The sequence below is a fragment of the Xylanibacter brevis P6B11 genome (genome assembly GCF_000621825.1).
GTDB lineage: Bacteria > Bacteroidota > Bacteroidia > Bacteroidales > Bacteroidaceae > Prevotella > Prevotella brevis.
Genome location: NZ_KK211352.1, coordinates 153619 through 171147 on the forward strand (window position 1 = coordinate 153619; position 17529 = coordinate 171147).

Sequence of the window (17529 nt, forward strand, 5' to 3'; positions counted from 1 at the left end):
TTGATTTATCCCACAGTGCCTTCTAGCGATACGCTGAGCAGCTTCTGGGCCTCAACGGCAAACTCCATGGGAAGTTTCTGAATGACTTCCTTGGCATAGCCGTTGACAATGAGTCCCACAGCCTGTTCGGTGGGGATGCCACGCTGATTGCAGTAGAGCAACTGGTCCTCGGAAATCTTAGACGTGGTGGCTTCATGCTCGAAGATGGCGGTATCGTTGTGCACATCCATGTAGGGGAAGGTGTGGGCACCGCAGTCTGAGCCCAGCAGCAGCGAGTCGCAGCTGGAGTAGTTGCGGGCATTGTCGGCCGTTGCAGCCGCACGCACCAGTCCGCGGTAGGAGTTCTGCGAATGACCAGCAGAGATACCCTTAGAGATGATGGTTGACTTGGTGTTCTTACCAATATGTATCATCTTGGTACCGGTGTCGGCCTCCTGGTAGTTGTTGGTCACAGCGACACTGTAGAACTCTGCCACGCTATTATCTCCACGCAGGATACATGAGGGATATTTCCACGTAATGGCCGAACCGGTCTCTACCTGTGTCCACGACAACTTAGAGTCAACGCCGCGCAGGTCGCCACGCTTGGTCACCAGGTTCAGCACACCACCCTTACCATTCTCATCGCCCGGATACCAGTTCTGCACCGTAGAGTATTTCACCTCGGCACGGTTCATCACGATAATCTCGACGATGGCAGCATGAAGCTGGTTCTCGTCGCGCATCGGAGCAGTACAGCCTTCGAGATAGCTGACGTAGCTATCGTCGTCGGCAATGATCAGTGTGCGTTCAAACTGACCGGTGTTACGGGCGTTGATGCGGAAATACGAGCTGAGCTCCATGGGACAACGGACGCCCTTGGGGATATATACAAACGAACCATCGCTGAACACGGCCGAGTTGAGCGCAGCAAAGAAGTTGTCCTTATAGGGCACCACGGTGCCTAAGTACTGGCGCACCAGGTCGCCATGCTCCTTGATAGCCTCACCAATAGAGCAGAAGATGACGCCCTTTTCGCGCAGTTTCTCCTTGAAGGTGGTCTTCACGCTGACCGAGTCCATAATAGCATCAACAGCCGTATTGCCAGAAAGAGCGAGACGTTCTTCCAAGGGGATGCCCAGCTTGTCGAAGGTTTTCTCCAGCTCTGGGTCTATCTTGCCGTCGCCCTCGGGCTTCTTGGCCATGGGATCGGCATAGTATGAGATGGCCTGATAGTCAATCTCGGGCACATGCACATGTCCCCACTTGGGTTCCTGTTGCTCCTGCCAGTAGCGGAAAGCCTTCAGGCGAAACTCCAGCATCCACTCGGGTTCTCCTTTCTTCTGCGAGATGAGGCGCACGATGTCCTCGTTCAGTCCCACAGGAATAATTTCTGTATGTACATCGGTGGTGAAACCAAACTCGTACTTCTGTTCGGCTACCTGTCGTACAAATTGATTCTTTTCTTCCATCACATTTTCCTTTCGCCTGCAAAATTACAATAAAAGTGCGAAATCCTTGTCTCTTTACCCTTGTTTTATTTCAAATAGTCCTTCAACAGGTTGAGGGCATCGTCGGTGAGAAACGGCTTGATCTTGCTGTAGGGCACCACAAACGACGGCATGCCATCGGCATAGCACGCTATCTCGTACTGGCCATAGCAGAACAGCAGTCCCTCGCTGGTGGGACAAGGTTGCCACAGGGGCAGGGGTATCTGACGCTTCTGACCGTCGAAAGGCAGTTGCAAGCGCTCAAACAGTTCGTCGGTGGTCATCGGCTGCTCGCCTGCCTCGCTGTAGTATTGCTTCAGTCCTTCCACAAGCAGTGGCTGCATAGCCACCACACGGGTGGTATCAACAAACTGGCTGACGGCATGACCGTCGGTCTTGTCGAAGGTGATATAGCCGTCGCCACCCATGCCTCCATGAGCACCACCCATAAAGATATAGTCTTGCGACAGGAAGACAACGTAGTTCAGCGTGTCAGCCGTCTTCTGAAGCTTATAGTCATAGCTCCAATGTGGCATCTCGCTCAGCGCATCAGCCTTCTGCTCGGAGGTGAGCGTCGTGTCCTCTTCGAGATAGCGCTTACGCTCACCGATGTCGTTGGCTGAAAGCGTGTCGAGCAGCAGCATCGTCTCCTTGAAATAGTACTTCAGCTGTGTGGCAGCATCGTCGCTGTCTCCATGATAGAGCGGATAGGCGCGTCTGCCCTCGTAAGAAACCGCATAGCTGAGGCGGTCGCCAACAAGCTGGAGCAGGTAGCTACGCATCTTTGTCGTCACCTCATCGGCTGCCTCAGGCAACTCGATGTTGATGGTGAGGTAAGCATAGTCGGCTGAATCAGCATAGTCAAAGTGCTCGGAAACCACAACCGCACTATCAGCGTCGGCCGAAGCGCCCTCGCCACCCTTCTGCTGCGAACAAGCACACATCAGGGTCAGCCATACCACTGTCAAGACAAAAAGACAACTCTTCTTCATTTGCAGTCTGTCAGATACTAAATTTGCAGTCAATCGAATACTGAATTTACATCAGTCAGATTCTAAAAGCGATTAAAATCCCGAACAGACGGAACCATTCGGGATTTTAGTATAGTGTTGCTGGTTTTACAGCTTCTGCTCCACCTCAATCTCGGTGAAGGTCTCGATCATATCACCAGCCTGGATATCGTTGAAGTTGACGAGCGAGATACCACACTCCAGTCCGGTGGCTACCTCCTTAGCGTCGTCCTTATAGCGCTTCAGCGCATCGATATTGGCGGTATGGATCACGATACCATCACGGATGACGCGGGCCTTATCCTTGTTGTGTACCTTACCCTCGACAACCAAGCCACCGGCAACAGTACCAACCTTCGAGATCTTGAATACCTGCTTCACCTCGATCATACCGCTGATCACTTCCTTCTTCACCTTGTCAAGCATACCCTGCATGGTTGACTTCACCTCGTCAATAGCATCATAGATGATTGAATAGGTGTTGATCTCCACGCCCTCGCGCTCGGCCAGTCGGCGTGCCTCACTAGAAGGACGCACCTGGAAGCCTACGATGATAGCATCTGATGCAGAAGCCAGCATGACGTCGTTCTCTGAGATCTGACCCACTGCCTTGTTGATCACGTTCACCTGTACCTTCTCAGTAGAAAGCTTGATGAACGAGTCAGACAATGCCTCGATAGAACCGTCGGTGTCACCCTTAACGATAATATTAAGCTCGTGGAACTCACCCAAAGCAATACGGTGTGAGATCTCGTCCAGACCCACGGTCTTGGTGGTGCGCAACGACTGTTCGCGCTGCAGCTGAGTACGCTTGTTGGCAATATCGCGAGCCTCCTGTTCGCTGTCCATCACGTGGAAAGAGTCACCGGCAGTAGGAGCGCCGTTGAGACCCAGGATGATGGCAGGCTCGGCAGGACCGGCCTGGTTGATGCGCTGGTTACGCTCGTTGAACATGGCCTTCACCTTACCCCAGGCAGTACCTGCGATCACAACGTCGCCGACCTTCAGCGTACCGTTGGATACCAGCACCGTAGAAACATAGCCACGACCCTTGTCAAGTGAGCTCTCAATGATAGAACCTGTGGCCTTACGGTTAGGATTAGCCTTCAGGTCGAGCATCTCTGCCTCGAGCAATACTTTCTCCAGCAGCTCATCGACACCGATACCCTTCTTGGCACTGATCTCCTGACACTGGTACTTACCGCCCCACTCCTCTACGAGCAGGTTCATGTTGGCCAGGTCCTCGCGAATCTTATCGGGGTTAGCACCGGGCTTATCAATCTTGTTGATGGCGAACACCATAGGCACGTTGGCAGCCTGAGCATGGGCGATAGCCTCCTTGGTGGTAGGCATCACCGAGTCATCGGCAGCCACAATGATGATGGCGATATCCGTTACCTGAGCACCACGGGCACGCATGGCGGTGAAGGCCTCGTGACCTGGCGTATCAAGGAACGTGATCTGACGTCCGTCCTTCAACTTCACATTGTAGGCACCAATATGCTGTGTGATACCACCGGCCTCACCAGCAATCACGTTGGTATTGCGGATATGGTCGAGCAGCGAGGTCTTACCATGGTCAACGTGTCCCATCACTGTAACGATAGGAGCACGAGAGATCAGGTCGTTTTCGTCGTCCTGTTCCTCGGTGATAGCTTCCTGTACCTCAGCACTAACATATTCTGTGGTGAATCCGAACTCCTCGGCCACCAGGTTGATGGTCTCGGCATTCAGACGCTGGTTGATACTTACCATGATACCTACAGACATACAGGTACCGATGACCTTAACCACGGGCACGTCCATCATCGTAGCCAGCTCAGAGACGGTCACGAACTCAGTCAGCTTCAGCACCTTGCTCTCTGCTGCCTGTGACTCCATCTCCTCCTGCATACGCTCGGCCACTGCATCGCGCTTCTCCTTACGGTACTTAGCGCCTTTCTTGTTCATGGTGGTCTTCGAGGTCAGACGAGCCAGCGTCTCTTTTACCTGACGTGCTACATCCTCTTCGTTGGCCTCCAGTGGCTTGGTAGCCATGCGGTTCTTGTTCTTCTTGTTCTTACCGCCCTGCTGACCGTTGTCCTGGTAGTTCTGGTTGCCGCCCTTGTTCTTCTTCTTGGCGTTGCCCTGCTGATTCTGCTGCTGTTGCTTAGCAGCCTCCTCGATATCTACCTTACCGGTACGGATGCGCTCGCGCTTGCGCTTCTCGCCATTCTGCTGGGCGTTGCCGCCGTGCATCTGGGCAGACTTCTCTTCGCGCTGCTTGCGCTTTTCCTCCTTGGTCTTCTTCTTAGGACGAGTGCTCTGGTTCAGTGCAGACAAGTCAATCTTGCCCAGCACGTTCACCTTTGGAGCCAGTTTGGCCTCGCTCTTCAGCGTGAAGATACCAGAGTCTTTATTGGTCTCGGATTCCTTTTCAGCCTTCACCTCTACAGTCTTTTCCTCAGCCTGCTCCACCTCGTTAGTCTCTTCTACGACCTTAACGGGCTCGGGCTTCTTCTCTACGACCTTTACTGGTTCGGGCTTCACCTCCTCCTTGACGGGAGCAGGAGTTTCCTCCTTCACGGGCGTCTCCTCTACCTGGCTTTCGGCAGCAGCCTTTGGTTCGGGTTCGCTCACTGGTTTTGCAACAGGTGCGGGCTTCGGTTTGTTCAAGCTATCCAGATCAATCTTGCCCAGCGGTTTGAACTGCTGGCGATGCTCTGAATGCTCCTCAGTCTGTTCCCTTGCAGGTTTCTCAGCCTTCTCTGACTTCTTCTCCTTTTTCTTGGGGAAGAGCATGTCGGCCTGCGTCTTCACGGCTTTATCGGTGCTAAACTCTCGCACCAGGGCTTCATACTGTTCGTCTGAAATCTTGGTGTTGAAAGTAGCGTCGTCGCGAATCTCGCCCAGACTCTTTTTATTCTTTAGGAAATCAACTGCCGTCTGAAGTCCTATGTTCAGTTCTGTTAAAACTTTATTTAATCTAACTCCCATAATCTAAGGTAAAAGTGAATAGTGAGAAAGTGAAAGATAAGCTTTCGTTCTTCACAATCACTTGATTTCTTTTTTCTTTTTTATTGTTTAATTGTCACCGTAGCCTTCTTATTCGAATTCCGAACGAAGTACTTCAAGCATCTGATCGACGGTCTCTTCCTCGAGGTCGGCCTTCTCAATGAGCAACTCACGGGGAGCGTTCAGTACCTCCTTGGCGGTGTCGTAACCCAGTGCCTTGATGGCATCGATAACCCACTGGTCGATCTCGTCGCTGAACTCGTCGAGGTAGATATCCTCGTCGCTCTCGCCTTCGTTAACCACACGGAATACGTCGATGGTATGCTCGGTCAGCATAGAGGCCAACTTGATGTTCATACCGCCCTTACCGATGGCGAGTGAAACTTCCTCAGGCTGCAGGTAAACCTCGGCCTTGCTGTTCTCCTCGTCCAGGTTGATGCTGGTAACCTTGGCAGGTGCCAGTGCGCGCTGAATAAACAGCTGTACGTTGCTGGTGTAGTTGATCACGTCGATATTCTCGTTGCAGAGCTCGCGAACGATGCCATGCACACGACTACCCTTCACACCTACGCAAGCGCCTACTGGGTCGATACGATCATCGAAGCTCTCTACGGCCACCTTGGCACGCTCTCCCGGCATGCGGGCCACCTTGCGGATAGCAATCAGTCCGTCGGCAATCTCGGGAACCTCGGCTTCCAACAGGCGCTTCAGGAACTCAGGACTGGTGCGGCTCAGCATGATGCGGGGGTTGTTGTTGTCGTTGTTCACCTCCTTCACCACGGCACGCACGGTCTCACCCTTGCGGTAGCTGTCTGCAGGAATCTGCTCGGCCTTCAGCAGGTGAAGCTCGTTGCCCTCGTCGTCCATCAGCAGCACTTCGCGCTTCCAGATCTGATAAACCTCGCCGCTAACGATGGTGCCCACCTTGTCCTTGTACTTCTGGTAGAGGGCATCGTGGTCAAGCTCCAGAATCTTTGAAGCCAGTGTCTGACGCAGGTTCAGGATGGCACGGCGACCAAACTTAGTGAAGTCCACTTCCTCGCTCACTTCCTCGCCTACCTCATAGTCGGGCTCAATCTTCAAGGCCTCAGACAGTGCGATCTCCTTGTTCTCGTCCTTCACCTCACCGTCTTCTACAACGATACGGTGACGATGAATCTCGAAGTCACCCTTGTCGGGGTTCACGATTACGTCGAAGTTCTCGTCAGAACCAAACATCTTTGCTAGTACGTTACGGAAGCTTTCCTCCAGTACGCTCACCAGTGTGGTGCGATCTATGTTCTTGGTCTCTTTAAATTCCTGGAAGGTCTCAAACATGCTGGGACCCTTCTCTTCTTTCTTAACTGCCATTATTCTTTTGTTTTTATTTGAATGCTAACACATATTTCGTTGACTTCACCTCGTCCATTGAGAACTGCTTGTCAACTTCCACTTTCACAGGGCGCTTCTTGCCCTCTGGCACTTGCTTCTCAAGCACCGTCACCGTGAACTGACGACCCTCAACGGCCTTCAGCACACCCGTCAGCTTCTTGCCATCGGCGGTCAACACCTCTACCTCGTCACCGACGTGGTTCAGGTATTGCTGCTCCACCTTGAAGGGCTGGCCGATACCAGCCGAACCTACTTCCATCTCATACTCGCCCAGCTCTTCGCCCAGCTTGTCCTGCAGAAAGCGGCTCAGCTCTGCACAATCTTCAATCCAGACACCGTCTGCATGGTCAATCTCAATAGCAATACGATCGCCATCCATCTGGATGTCCACCAGGAAGTAGTTGCCTTTCTCCGTCAGCCACTCTTCCACTAATGTCTTTACTGTCTCTTTCGTTATCATTTAACGTCAATTTATAAAGAAATGAGAGACCCTTTCGAGTCTCTCATTCCACTGAACGGGTGCAAAGATAATACTTTTTCCCGAATCAAACAAATTTTTACTATCTTTTTTATGCTAACTGCCTAAAAAACTTATAGTTTCACTTCTTCTGAGGTTCAAGAATCTTCTTCATTTCATCCTCCGACTTCAGGATGCGAACAGCCTCTTTCAACTGTTTGTCGTAGGCCAGTCCGGCCTCGATGCTACCCTTCTGATAGTAGAAGGCCGAGATAATGTCCAGCTCTATCATCTGCTGAATGGTGGCGCGATGCTTATCCAACTGGCTGGCCACGTCGTGCTGCAGCTTCTTCTCCAGCACGTCGAAGGCATCCTTTGCTTCGTCATAGTAGCCCTCGAACTTGGCAGCTTTGACCAGCTCGTCAAACTGCTTTTTGCTCATGGCATCGTAGGTAAAACCACTCTTCACCACGCGCTCTTTAAATTCCTGCCAGTCTTGTTCCGTGAGGTGGAACGCTCGTGGAGCAGCTATCTGCGGGTGCTTGGCGATGTAGTCCACCACATAGTCGAACATCACCTCGGTGGAATCCAGTCCGCCCACCGACAGGTAGTACACGATATTAGGCATCGTGTCGTTCTTCACCTCTACGTCGGGCTTGATGCCACCGCCATCGCGCACCTCTCGACCATTGCGGGTATAAAACACGTGCGTCAGCGAGTCGGCGATGCGCTCCTTATAGCCCCCACCTTCACCACGCTTGTAGTTGATGGCCTGAATGCAACGGCCCGATGGGATATAGTATTTCGACGTGGTAATCTTCACATTCGTATTATAGGGCAGATCCATCGGCACCTGCACCAATCCTTTACCGTACGTACGCGTACCTATAATGATTGCACGGTCTAAATCCTGCAGCGAGCCACTCGTAATCTCCGATGCCGAAGCCGTCTCGCCATTCACCAGCACCACCAGAGGCATCACCGTGTCCACGGGCTCCAGTCGCGTCTTGTATACGCGGTTGGCCTGGCGCACCTTACCGCGGTTCTCCACCACGGTCTGTTCCTGGGGCACCCACAGATTGACAATGTCCACGGCCTCCATCTCGCTGCCGCCACCATTGCTGCGCAAGTCAAACACCAGCGCCTCGGCGCCCTGCTTCTTCAGTTCCACGAAGGCACGGCGCACACCCTTGGCACACCCCTCCGTAAACTGGTTCAGGTTGATATAGCCTATCTTCTTTTCCTCATCAGCCAGCATGCCGTAGTAGGGCAGCTCGGGCAGTTTGATGTTTTTACGCGTGATCTTAAACTTCATCACCTTTCCTGTCGAGGGGCGCTTCACCTTTAATATAAAGCTCGTGCCGGCATCGCCACGCAGATGCGAACTGACGTAGCTCACCTGCTTGTCGGTCATCACCGAGTCGTCTATCGCCAGGATGATATCACCCTTCTTCACGCCGGCCTCAGCAGCAGGCATCCCCTCATAGGGCTCGTCTATCACCACGCGTTTCAGTCCCATGTGGTACTTGATCATCGCACCAATACCCGCATACTTACCCGTCAGCATCATCTGCAGGTTCTTGGTCTCGGTCTCAGGATAGTATTCGGTATAGGGGTCCAGCGAGCGCAGCATGCCGTCAATGGCAGCCGTCATCGTCTGCTGGGGGTTCAGTGTGTCCACATAGAACAAGTCCAGATTGCTGTACAGGGCATTAAAGATATCCATGCTTTTGCCCACCTCAAGGTTATGGTTTGCTTGCGCCAAACCTATCGTTTGCTGACAGCAAAGCACCACTATGCTCAGCAACAAGCGTTTTATCAGCTTCGTCATCATACTCTTTTTTTTATTTCTTTTTCGGCTGCAAATTTACACCTTTACCACCAAAAACGGGCGAAAAGCAGTAACTTTTTGCAAAAAATTCGCTTTTCTCGCAAATTTTTCTCGAAAAAGTTTGCGTAATTAAAAAAAACGTCTTACCTTTGCACCCGCAAACAAGCAAACACTGCTTCAGTAGCTCAGTTGGTTAGAGCACCTGACTGTTAATCAGGGGGTCGTTGGTTCAAGCCCATCCTGAAGCGCAAAATCCTCAACTTCGGTTGAGGATTTTTTGTTTGTAGCAATATTGAAATGAACAAGCAAACACTAAACCATTGAAAGTTGATCTTTAAGCATTGACCCAATAAAAGTAGCCGTTTTGTGTAGCAAAAGCTGCTGTTTCTGCGTCTAATAGTTATGGTATTGCATCGCAATTCGGTAAGTATTGCAAAGCAGCCAGAGTCTGGAGACAGAGCGACAGCCGAACTATTGGCACCCGAAAGCCATCCACCAGGCCGGCAAAACGCCGAGAATTGGCAGTCCATTCGGCTCAAATTGGAATCAAGAAGATATAACATGAACGATATACTAAAACTATATTTCACACTGAGAGTGAAACGCCTTTGGCGAATGATCAAGGAACTGGGATTCGTGGCCATCCCAGCCATACTACTTCTTCTGTTCCTGTCTGCATACATGATTTCAGGACTCATCGCCTCCCCCATCTACTACAGTGTGGCACTTTATACCCTCTTGTTGCCTGGGCTTCATTTCGTGCGTGGCGATGCTGCATTCCTCTATGCCCTTTTCGGCGTGAAGCAGACGCAGCTATTGTTTACCATAGAATACGCGCTTCTATCAATCCCCTTTCTATGCTTCTTCCTCTTCCGCGGCGAGCTTTGGGCCACAGCAATCCTACTGCTACCTCTGCCGATGGTGTACGCGATACCGAGCGGAGGCTTCTCTTTGCGTCTTCCCACATTCCCTTGCCTGACCTCCGGCAGCTACGAGTACCATCGGGCCGGGCGCCTGTCCCTACCTCTATTCTTATTGCTCATGGCTGGCGGAGCGATTGGTGCATACATCGGGAATCGGAATCTGGTAGTGGCAGTCAGTCTGATTGCAGCTACAGTCATGAGCATGCTGTTGATGCGCGAATGGCACGTAGAGTATCTGTTTCACTACAAGAGCGCCTCAAGGTTTCTCCAGCTAAAACTCCTTTTCGCTCTGAGAAACACGTGCATCATCTTCCTTCCATTTATAATAAGCCTACTATTTGTCGATTCCCGTTTTGGAGCATTATATTATCTTGGCACCATCCTACTGTTGTTTCAAGTGGAGATGCTATGCTTGTTGAGCGACAGAGCCAACGGCGGCAATGACATCATATTAGCGTTTGCGTTTATGGTCCTGAATGCCATATTCTTCGCCTCACTGATTGTGCCACTCGTTATGCCGTTCTCCATCGTCACATCGGTAGTCCTGGCTTATTATGCCTATTCAGCAATAAAGAAATTCAAATGATGATAGAAGTTAACAACTTGACAAAGAAATATGGCAAGTCAACCATCGTTGACGACTTTAGCCATTCCTTCTGCGAAGGCAAGGTATATGGAATCATGGGCGAGAACGGAGCTGGCAAAAGCACTCTGTTCAGATGTATTGCCGGCATCGAATCATACGATGGCACCGTCGTCATCGGCGAGAACTGCCAGGTAGGCTACATGAACGACACGCCCTTCTTCTATTCATACGTCACCGGCATGGAGCACATTGAGTTCTGTCTTCGCGCCAAAGGAAAGACCGTCAGTCGAGAGGCCATCAACAAGCTAAACGAGAAATTTGCCCTGCCCCTCGACAAATACGCCAGCCGATACTCCTTAGGCATGAAGAAGCGCCTGATGCTCATGGCGCTCATGCTTCAGGACAACGATGTCGTCATCATGGACGAGCCATTCAACGGCATCGACCTTGCCGGCACCATCGTTCTCCGTCAGTGGCTAAAGGAGTTGAAGACCAAGGGAAAGTGCGTCATCCTATCCTCGCACATCATCTCCGCCATCTCTGACATCTGCGACGAGATCACATATATTCACAAAGGCAAAGTCGTCGCCGACTTCTCCGGCATGTCTGCCGACTCCATCGAGCACCACATCCTCGAAGAATACCTTTCGGCTGGCGACTAGGGCATGGACCTTATGTTGGTTAGATCTGTCACTTAATTCTTTTAATGATTCGGGCGGGGTTGCCGCCTACTACGACGTTGTCGGGCACATCTTTGGTTACAACCGCGCCAGCGGCAACAACGGCATTTTTTCCAATGGTAACACCCGGACAGATGATGGCGCCGATGCAAATCCAGGCATTCTCTTTGATGGTCACTTGTCCAAAATGGAACAAGTTGTGCCGGTCGTACAGATCATGATCTACCGTAGCAATCTTAACCTCGGGACCTATCAGCACATGGTCTTCTATCACCACCCTGCCTGGCGAGAGAATCGTGGCACCCTTGTTGATGGTTATATGCTTTCCTATAGTCATCCTGCAGCCGCAATCACAATAGAACGGTGAAACGATAGCTACGCTATCATCAATCTCACACCGAAACAGTTCTTCCAATAAGCTCTTATAATCGGGATCAGTTGGTTTCTTGGAGGAAATTTTCAGGCATAGTTCATGACTACGTATCATTTCAGCTTCCACTTCTCGCATCCGAGGGTCATCGTGGTAGCCAGATCCTGTGGCATCAATTACGTCAAACATACCATTTATTATTTAAAAAAGATTATGATTCATTCTCTTACGCTATTCATCAATTCTGCTGCAAATATAAACAATATTTCCAAATAAATCAGACAGATGAGACAAAAAAACGAAAAAACTGAAGTAAGCCCAAGAAGCTACGTTCTACTTCTTGGGTTTACTTCAAACCTATCCCTATAATCTTCGCTTATTCCTCCACAATATTCTTAAAACGGTACCAATAACTTTCTTTATAAGCATTGAGGCAACCTGTCGGAACATACAAGGTGGCGGAAAAGCATGTTTGTGTATCAAAGGGATCATAGATTGTAGGAGGAGTCGCACCCTGGCAATGGATGGACGTCAAGCGCGTGCAGCCATAGAAGGCAGAGTTGCCGATGCTAGTCACGCTATTGGGAATAGTGATGGACGTCAAGCGCGTGCAGCCATAGAAGGCAGAGTTGCCGATGCTAGTCACGCTATTGGGAATAGTGATGGACGTCAAGCGCGTGCAGCCATAGAAGGCAGAGTTGCCGATGCTAGTCACGCTATTGGGAATAGTGATGGACGTCAAGCCAGTGCAGCCAGAGAAGGCATAGTCGTCAATGCTGGTCACGCTATTAGGAATAGTGATGGACGTCAAGCCCTTGCAGTTCATGAAGGTAGCGTAGTCGATGCTGGTTACATTATTCGGAATAGTGATGGACGTCAAGCCTGTGCAGCCAGAGAAGGCATAGCTACCAATGCTGGTCACGCTGTTGGGAATAGTGATGGACGTCAAGCCTGTGCAGCCAGAGAAGGTAGCGTAGCCGATGCTGGTCACGTTGTTGGGAATAATAATGGACGTCAAGCCCTTGCAGCCAGAGAAGGCACAGCTACCAATGCTGGTCACACTTTTGGGAATTATTGTATTTTTACACCCTCGTATAACCGTATTTGATTCTGTTTCGATAATGGCATTGCATTTGTCTCTTGAATCATAAACAGTATTCCCCTGCTCAACAATTATTTGTTCAAGAGCACTGCAATCTTCGAAGGCTTCGTTGCCAATGCTGGTCACGCTTTTGGGAATAGTGACGGACATCATGCCAGTGCAACCTCTGAAGGCATCGTAACCGATGCTGGTCACGCCGTTAGGAATAGTGATGGACGTCAAGCCTGTGCACTCACTAAAGGCATGGCCACCGATGCTGGTCACACTTCTGGGAATAGTGAGGGACTTCAAGCCTGTGCATCCTGCGAAGGCAGCGTAGCCGATGCTAGTCACACTATTGGGAATAGTAATGGATGTCAAGCCAGTACAATTCTTGAAGGTTTCGCTGTCTATGCTGGTCACGCTATTGGGAATAGTAATGGACGTCAAGCCAGTACAGTAAGCGAAGGCAGCGTAGCCGGTGCTGGCCATGCCATTGGGAATAGTGATGGACGTCAAGCCAGTGCAGCCAGAGAAGGCATTGCCTTTGATGCTGGTCACGCTTCTGGGAATAGTGAGGGACGTCAAGCCCGTGCAGCCAGAGAAGGCATAGCTACCAATGCTGGTCACGCTGTTGGGAATAATGATGGACGTCAAGCCCGTGCAGAGTTCGAAGACTTCTCGGTCAATCTCTAAGACTTTGTAGGTATTTCCCTTGTACGTGACACTCGAAACAATTATTGCCTCTCCTTTAAATCTTGTCTTATCATAGCCAGTGACAACCAGATGGCCTTCTTTGACAGAATACTTAATGTAGTCAACGTAAAAGTTCTTATCGTCAATGGCAGAGAAAATACTACCATTTGAGGTAGTGCCGTCATCCTTCACCACCACATTTACATTGTAACCTTCATTTTCTAGGTCATCATCCTTGCTGCATGAAATCATCAAGGGTAAAACCAATACTGTAAGCAAAAGGGCGCTCCAAAATCTTTTGTTCTCCATAATTATGTCTATATTTATATTATGTTAGTAATTTGCACAAAAAAACGTGGACAATCGCTTCGTCTATGTTCTCTAGGTATCGGCAAACACCTTACAGCTTAAACGAGCAAATGCCCACGCCAAACGGCGTGAACCATCTACTTCAGTTCTTGCTGTTCTTGAATTTTGCCGATTTCAGAGAACAAGAATCAAAAGTGGATATTCATCCTATATGTCCCTTTGTAGTAATGTCTATATCATAGGCAGCTACACATTTGGGGTTATTCTACTTTCTGTAATTCAATTGCAAATGTATAAACTATTTTTGTAATCCCCAAATTATCACAACTTTTTTTATCAGACCATGATGTCACCCTGGACCCATAATCTCTTAAAAGCTATAGAATTGCATCGCTATTTGGGTACAATTGCAGTGCAATGGTGTAGCTTTTGCAATGCAATAGTTTAAGTTTTGATTTCAATCTAGACTCTAGAATCACTATTTCTAGACTCTAGAATGTAGCTTTCTAGACTTTAGAATCACCTTTTCTAGACTTTAGAATCATCATTTCTAGACTCTAGAACGAGAATAAAAGTGGCACTATTGCCACTCAAAAGCAATGATATCATAGGTCAATAGTGGCACTTTTGCAGATCAATAGCGCCACTCTTGCGTGGTGATAGGGGCACTTTGGGGGAGTAAGAGCGGCACTACTACGTGTGGGAAGTAGAGCTTTGCGGGGGCATTGCAGGCGCAAAACTTTCACATCGGGCTTTCTATTTGGGGTCTAACTTTCAATTTGCAAGAAAAAGGGGTACGAATATAACAGATTGTTATTTTTGATAAAAAAGAAGATTAAATGTGTTTCACTGCGAAGTGATTTACTTTCTTATTGTCGTACCTTTGCAGCGAATTCATTGCAAAGTGTAATTTAATGTGTAACAAGCATCTGATATAAAATTATTATGGAAGCATTAAGATTTCAGGTTGTCGGCGAGGCATTCAAGAAAAAGCCCCTCGACGTAAAAGCCCCTAGTGAGAGACCTTACGAGTACTTTGGCAAGAAGGTCTTCAATCGTGAGAAGATGTACAAGTATCTGCCCAAGGACGTGTACGAGAAGATGGTGGATGTCATCGACAATGGTGCCCGTCTGGATCGTGCTGTGGCCGACGCAGTGGCTATCGGCATGAAGCAGTGGGCCACAGAGAATGGCGTCACTCACTATACTCACTGGTTCCAGCCCCTGACTGAGGGTACTGCCGAGAAGCACGACTCATTCATTGAGCACGATGGCAAGGGCGGTATGGTAGAGGAGTTTTCTGGAAAACTGCTCGTTCAGCAGGAGCCTGATGCTTCTTCGTTCCCCTCTGGTGGTATCCGCTCTACATTCGAGGCTCGTGGTTATTCTGCTTGGGATCCCACATCGCCCGTATTCATTATAGACGACACGCTGTGTATCCCCACTGTGTTTATCAGTTATAGCGGTGAGGCGCTCGACTACAAGGCTCCACTGCTGCGCGCCCTGCATGCTGTCAACGTGGCCGCTACTGATGTTTGCCATTATTTTGATCCTACGGTGAAGAAGGTAACCTCGAATCTCGGATGGGAGCAGGAGTACTTCCTCGTGGACGAGGGCCTCTATGCCGCACGCCCCGACCTGCTGCTGACGGGCCGCACCCTGATGGGTCACGACTCAGCCAAGAACCAGCAGATGGACGACCACTACTTCGGTGCTATCCCCGAGCGTGTGCAGGCCTTCATGAAGAACCTCGAGTTTGAGGCACTGGAGCTGGGCATCCCCGTGAAGACACGTCACAACGAGGTGGCTCCCAACCAGTTTGAGCTGGCTCCTATCTTCGAAGAGACCAACCTGGCCGTGGACCACAACATGCTGCTTATGTCGGTGATGAAGCGTATCGCCCGTAAGCATGGTTTCCGCGTGCTGCTGCACGAAAAGCCCTTTGCTGGCATCAACGGTAGCGGTAAGCACAACAACTGGAGCTTGAGCACCGACAACGGCATCCTGCTGCATGCACCCGGCAAGACCCCCGAGGCCAACCTGCGCTTTGCTACCTTCATTGTAGAGACACTGATGGGTGTATATCGCCACAACGGTCTGCTGAAGGCTTCTATCATGAGTGCCACCAATGCACACCGTCTGGGTGCCAACGAGGCTCCCCCAGCCATCGTATCAAGCTTCCTGGGCAAGCAGGTGAGCGAGCTGCTGGATCACATCGAGAAGGCCGACGTAGATGATATTCTGGCCATGGCCGGCAAGCAGGGCTTGAAGATGGACATCCCCGTGATTCCCGAGCTGTTTATCGACAATACCGACCGCAACCGTACGTCGCCATTCGCCTTCACCGGCAACCGCTTTGAGTTCCGCGCCGTGGGTAGCGAGGCCAACTGCGCCAGTGCTATGATCGCTCTGAACAGTGCCGTAGCCGAGGCTCTGACCGACTTCAAGAAACGCGTAGATGCCCGCATCCCCGAGTTCACCGAGAAACTGAAGGGCACCGACCACAGCGCCACCTTCCACGCCATCATCGCCGTACTGCGCGAGGATATTAAGACCTGTAAGCCCATCCGCTTCGACGGCAACGGCTACAGCGACGAGTGGGTAGCCGAGGCAGAGAAGCGCGGTCTGGACGTAGAGAAGAGCTGTCCGAAGATCTTCGAGCGCTATCTCGACGACGCCAGCATCAAGATGTTCGAGAGCCTGGGTGTGATGACCAAGAAGGAGCTGGAGGCACGCAACGAGGTGAAATGGGAGACCTACACCAAGAAGATCCAGATTGAGGCACGCGTGCTGGGCGACATCTCGATGAACCACATCATCCCCGTGGCCACACGCTATCAGAGCGAGCTGCTGAAGAACCTGAACAACATGGCAGTGGTGTTCCCCATCGATACTGCCGACAAGCTCTCTGCTCGCAACAAGAAGATTATTCAGGAGATAGCCGAGCGCACCTTCGCCATTGAGAAGGGCGTGGAAGAGCTGGTAGATGCTCGCAAGAAGGCCAACAAGATAGAGAGTGAGCACGAGAAGGCCATCGCCTATCACGACGAGGTAGAGCCTAAGCTCGACGAAATTCGTTATCAGATCGACAAGTTGGAACTGATCGTTGACGATGCTCTCTGGCCACTGCCTAAATATCGCGAACTATTATTTATCAGATAACCTTTTTAATTCGTCCAAGGTCATTCCTTGTTATTGAACGCATTTGCCCGAAGCTGAGACAGTTTCGGGCAAATTTCATTTATAACTAGACCTCCAGACTCACTCCTAACCTCCAGACCCCCTCCTAACCTCCCCCTGTATGGGGAGGAATGGATAGTTTTTGGCTTTTGGTGCTATATTCTTTTGTTCCTTGCGGGATATCCAAATTGGTTTTTAGGACCGAAGGTCCGCGGTTTTTCCTTTTTGAGACAGACAGCCCCAGAATGGGGTAACGGTATTGGTGGAAGACGGGCCGTGAACTTGTTCACGAGCTAGTCATCCACCAACACCGTTAAAGACTCGATAGAGGCTTCTGTCTCAAAAAGGGGTTTTATATGGTTTTTGTTATATCACAAGGGAAATAGCCCAATCATTTCATGCATCAAAAAAAAAGCTGTTGATGAATTCACATTCACCAACAACTTCTGCAAAAAAACTAGAATAAGGGGCGGTTTTTAGTCTTTCATTTACTGCTAATCGTTTCTTTTTTTGCTGTCTATCATCTTCCATTTAAAAGTCTAACCATTCCTCCCCCTTGGGGAGGTTAGGAG

At 50.3% G+C, this 17529-nt stretch carries 12 protein-coding genes and 1 tRNA gene; 4 read left to right on the plus strand and 9 right to left on the minus strand.

Features of this window, described 5'->3' with window-relative positions; all coding sequences use genetic code 11:
- Nucleotides 1–5: 5 nt before the first annotated feature.
- From sufB to T496_RS0110455, 6 genes are all read right to left on the minus strand, one after another.
- Complete coding sequence (gene sufB / locus T496_RS0110430) at nucleotides 6–1451, minus strand: Fe-S cluster assembly protein SufB (RefSeq protein WP_027450706.1); 1446 nt, start codon at nucleotides 1449–1451, stop codon at nucleotides 6–8.
- 65 nt (nucleotides 1452–1516) lie between these two features.
- Nucleotides 1517–2461: an RsiV family protein gene (locus T496_RS14485; protein WP_081783620.1), complete on the minus strand. Its 945-nt coding sequence runs from the start codon at nucleotides 2459–2461 to the stop codon at nucleotides 1517–1519.
- Nucleotides 2462–2587: 126 nt separating this feature from the next.
- Nucleotides 2588–5455, minus strand: a complete 2868-nt coding sequence (gene infB, locus T496_RS0110440) for a translation initiation factor IF-2 (RefSeq protein ID WP_027450707.1) — start codon at nucleotides 5453–5455, stop codon at nucleotides 2588–2590.
- A 108-nt stretch (nucleotides 5456–5563) separates the two neighbouring features.
- Entirely contained in the window at nucleotides 5564–6823 is a 1260-nt protein-coding gene (gene nusA / locus T496_RS0110445) for a transcription termination factor NusA (RefSeq protein ID WP_027450708.1), read from the minus strand.
- A gap of 13 nt (nucleotides 6824–6836) precedes the next feature.
- Complete coding sequence (gene rimP, locus T496_RS0110450; protein WP_027450709.1) at nucleotides 6837–7304, minus strand: ribosome assembly cofactor RimP; 468 nt, start codon at nucleotides 7302–7304, stop codon at nucleotides 6837–6839.
- 139 nt (nucleotides 7305–7443) lie between these two features.
- Nucleotides 7444–9135: a S41 family peptidase gene (locus tag T496_RS0110455; protein WP_081783621.1), complete on the minus strand. Its 1692-nt coding sequence runs from the start codon at nucleotides 9133–9135 to the stop codon at nucleotides 7444–7446.
- 171 nt (nucleotides 9136–9306) lie between these two features.
- Here T496_RS0110455 and T496_RS0110460 point away from each other — a divergent pair.
- The 3 genes from T496_RS0110460 to T496_RS0110470 all read left to right on the plus strand — a co-directional run bounded on the left by T496_RS0110460 (nucleotide 9307) and on the right by T496_RS0110470 (nucleotide 11303).
- Nucleotides 9307–9380, plus strand: a tRNA-Asn gene (locus T496_RS0110460).
- Between the two features lie 313 nt (nucleotides 9381–9693).
- A complete protein-coding gene (locus T496_RS0110465) occupies nucleotides 9694–10641 on the plus strand; it encodes a hypothetical protein (protein ID WP_155808863.1) in 948 nt (315 codons plus the stop codon).
- On the plus strand, nucleotides 10638–11303 hold the full coding sequence (locus tag T496_RS0110470; RefSeq protein ID WP_155808864.1) for an ABC transporter ATP-binding protein: 666 nt from the start codon (nucleotides 10638–10640) through the stop codon (nucleotides 11301–11303). The genes T496_RS0110465 and T496_RS0110470 overlap by 4 nt, the downstream gene beginning before the upstream one ends.
- 28 nt (nucleotides 11304–11331) lie before the next feature.
- On the opposite strand, the gene T496_RS15355 is transcribed toward T496_RS0110470, so the two are convergent.
- On the minus strand, nucleotides 11332–11880 hold the full coding sequence (locus T496_RS15355; protein ID WP_044111099.1) for a DapH/DapD/GlmU-related protein: 549 nt from the start codon (nucleotides 11878–11880) through the stop codon (nucleotides 11332–11334).
- 187 nt (nucleotides 11881–12067) lie between these two features.
- Entirely contained in the window at nucleotides 12068–13777 is a 1710-nt protein-coding gene (locus T496_RS13970) for a leucine-rich repeat domain-containing protein (protein ID WP_155808865.1), read from the minus strand.
- Between the two features lie 945 nt (nucleotides 13778–14722).
- Between T496_RS13970 and T496_RS0110485 the strand changes: the two genes are divergently transcribed.
- Nucleotides 14723–16939 carry a glutamine synthetase III family protein gene (locus tag T496_RS0110485; RefSeq protein ID WP_027450714.1) on the plus strand — a complete coding sequence of 739 codons (2217 nt, stop codon included), beginning with the start codon at nucleotides 14723–14725 and terminating at the stop codon, nucleotides 16937–16939.
- A 414-nt stretch (nucleotides 16940–17353) separates the two neighbouring features.
- Here T496_RS0110485 and T496_RS15325 read toward each other — a convergent pair whose 3' ends face one another.
- Nucleotides 17354–17488, minus strand: a complete 135-nt coding sequence (locus T496_RS15325; protein ID WP_262499108.1) for a hypothetical protein — start codon at nucleotides 17486–17488, stop codon at nucleotides 17354–17356.
- Nucleotides 17489–17529 lie beyond the last annotated feature (41 nt).

What these genes read in the sequence shown, in the direction of transcription:
- T496_RS13970 (WP_155808865.1), bottom strand. Translation starts at nt 13,777, where the DNA reads ATGGAGAACAAAAGATTTTGGAGCGCCCTTTTGCTTACAGTATTGGTT.
- T496_RS0110455 (WP_081783621.1), bottom strand. Translation starts at nt 9,135, where the DNA reads ATGATGACGAAGCTGATAAAACGCTTGTTGCTGAGCATAGTGGTGCTT.
- infB (WP_027450707.1), bottom strand. Translation starts at nt 5,455, where the DNA reads ATGGGAGTTAGATTAAATAAAGTTTTAACAGAACTGAACATAGGACTT.
- sufB (WP_027450706.1), bottom strand. Translation starts at nt 1,451, where the DNA reads ATGGAAGAAAAGAATCAATTTGTACGACAGGTAGCCGAACAGAAGTAC.
- T496_RS0110470 (WP_155808864.1), top strand. Translation starts at nt 10,638, where the DNA reads ATGATGATAGAAGTTAACAACTTGACAAAGAAATATGGCAAGTCAACC.
- T496_RS15325 (WP_262499108.1), bottom strand. Translation starts at nt 17,488, where the DNA reads ATGGAAGATGATAGACAGCAAAAAAAGAAACGATTAGCAGTAAATGAA.
- T496_RS15355 (WP_044111099.1), bottom strand. Translation starts at nt 11,880, where the DNA reads ATGTTTGACGTAATTGATGCCACAGGATCTGGCTACCACGATGACCCT.
- T496_RS0110465 (WP_155808863.1), top strand. Translation starts at nt 9,694, where the DNA reads ATGAACGATATACTAAAACTATATTTCACACTGAGAGTGAAACGCCTT.
- nusA (WP_027450708.1), bottom strand. Translation starts at nt 6,823, where the DNA reads ATGGCAGTTAAGAAAGAAGAGAAGGGTCCCAGCATGTTTGAGACCTTC.
- T496_RS0110485 (WP_027450714.1), top strand. Translation starts at nt 14,723, where the DNA reads ATGGAAGCATTAAGATTTCAGGTTGTCGGCGAGGCATTCAAGAAAAAG.
- T496_RS14485 (WP_081783620.1), bottom strand. Translation starts at nt 2,461, where the DNA reads ATGAAGAAGAGTTGTCTTTTTGTCTTGACAGTGGTATGGCTGACCCTG.
- rimP (WP_027450709.1), bottom strand. Translation starts at nt 7,304, where the DNA reads ATGATAACGAAAGAGACAGTAAAGACATTAGTGGAAGAGTGGCTGACG.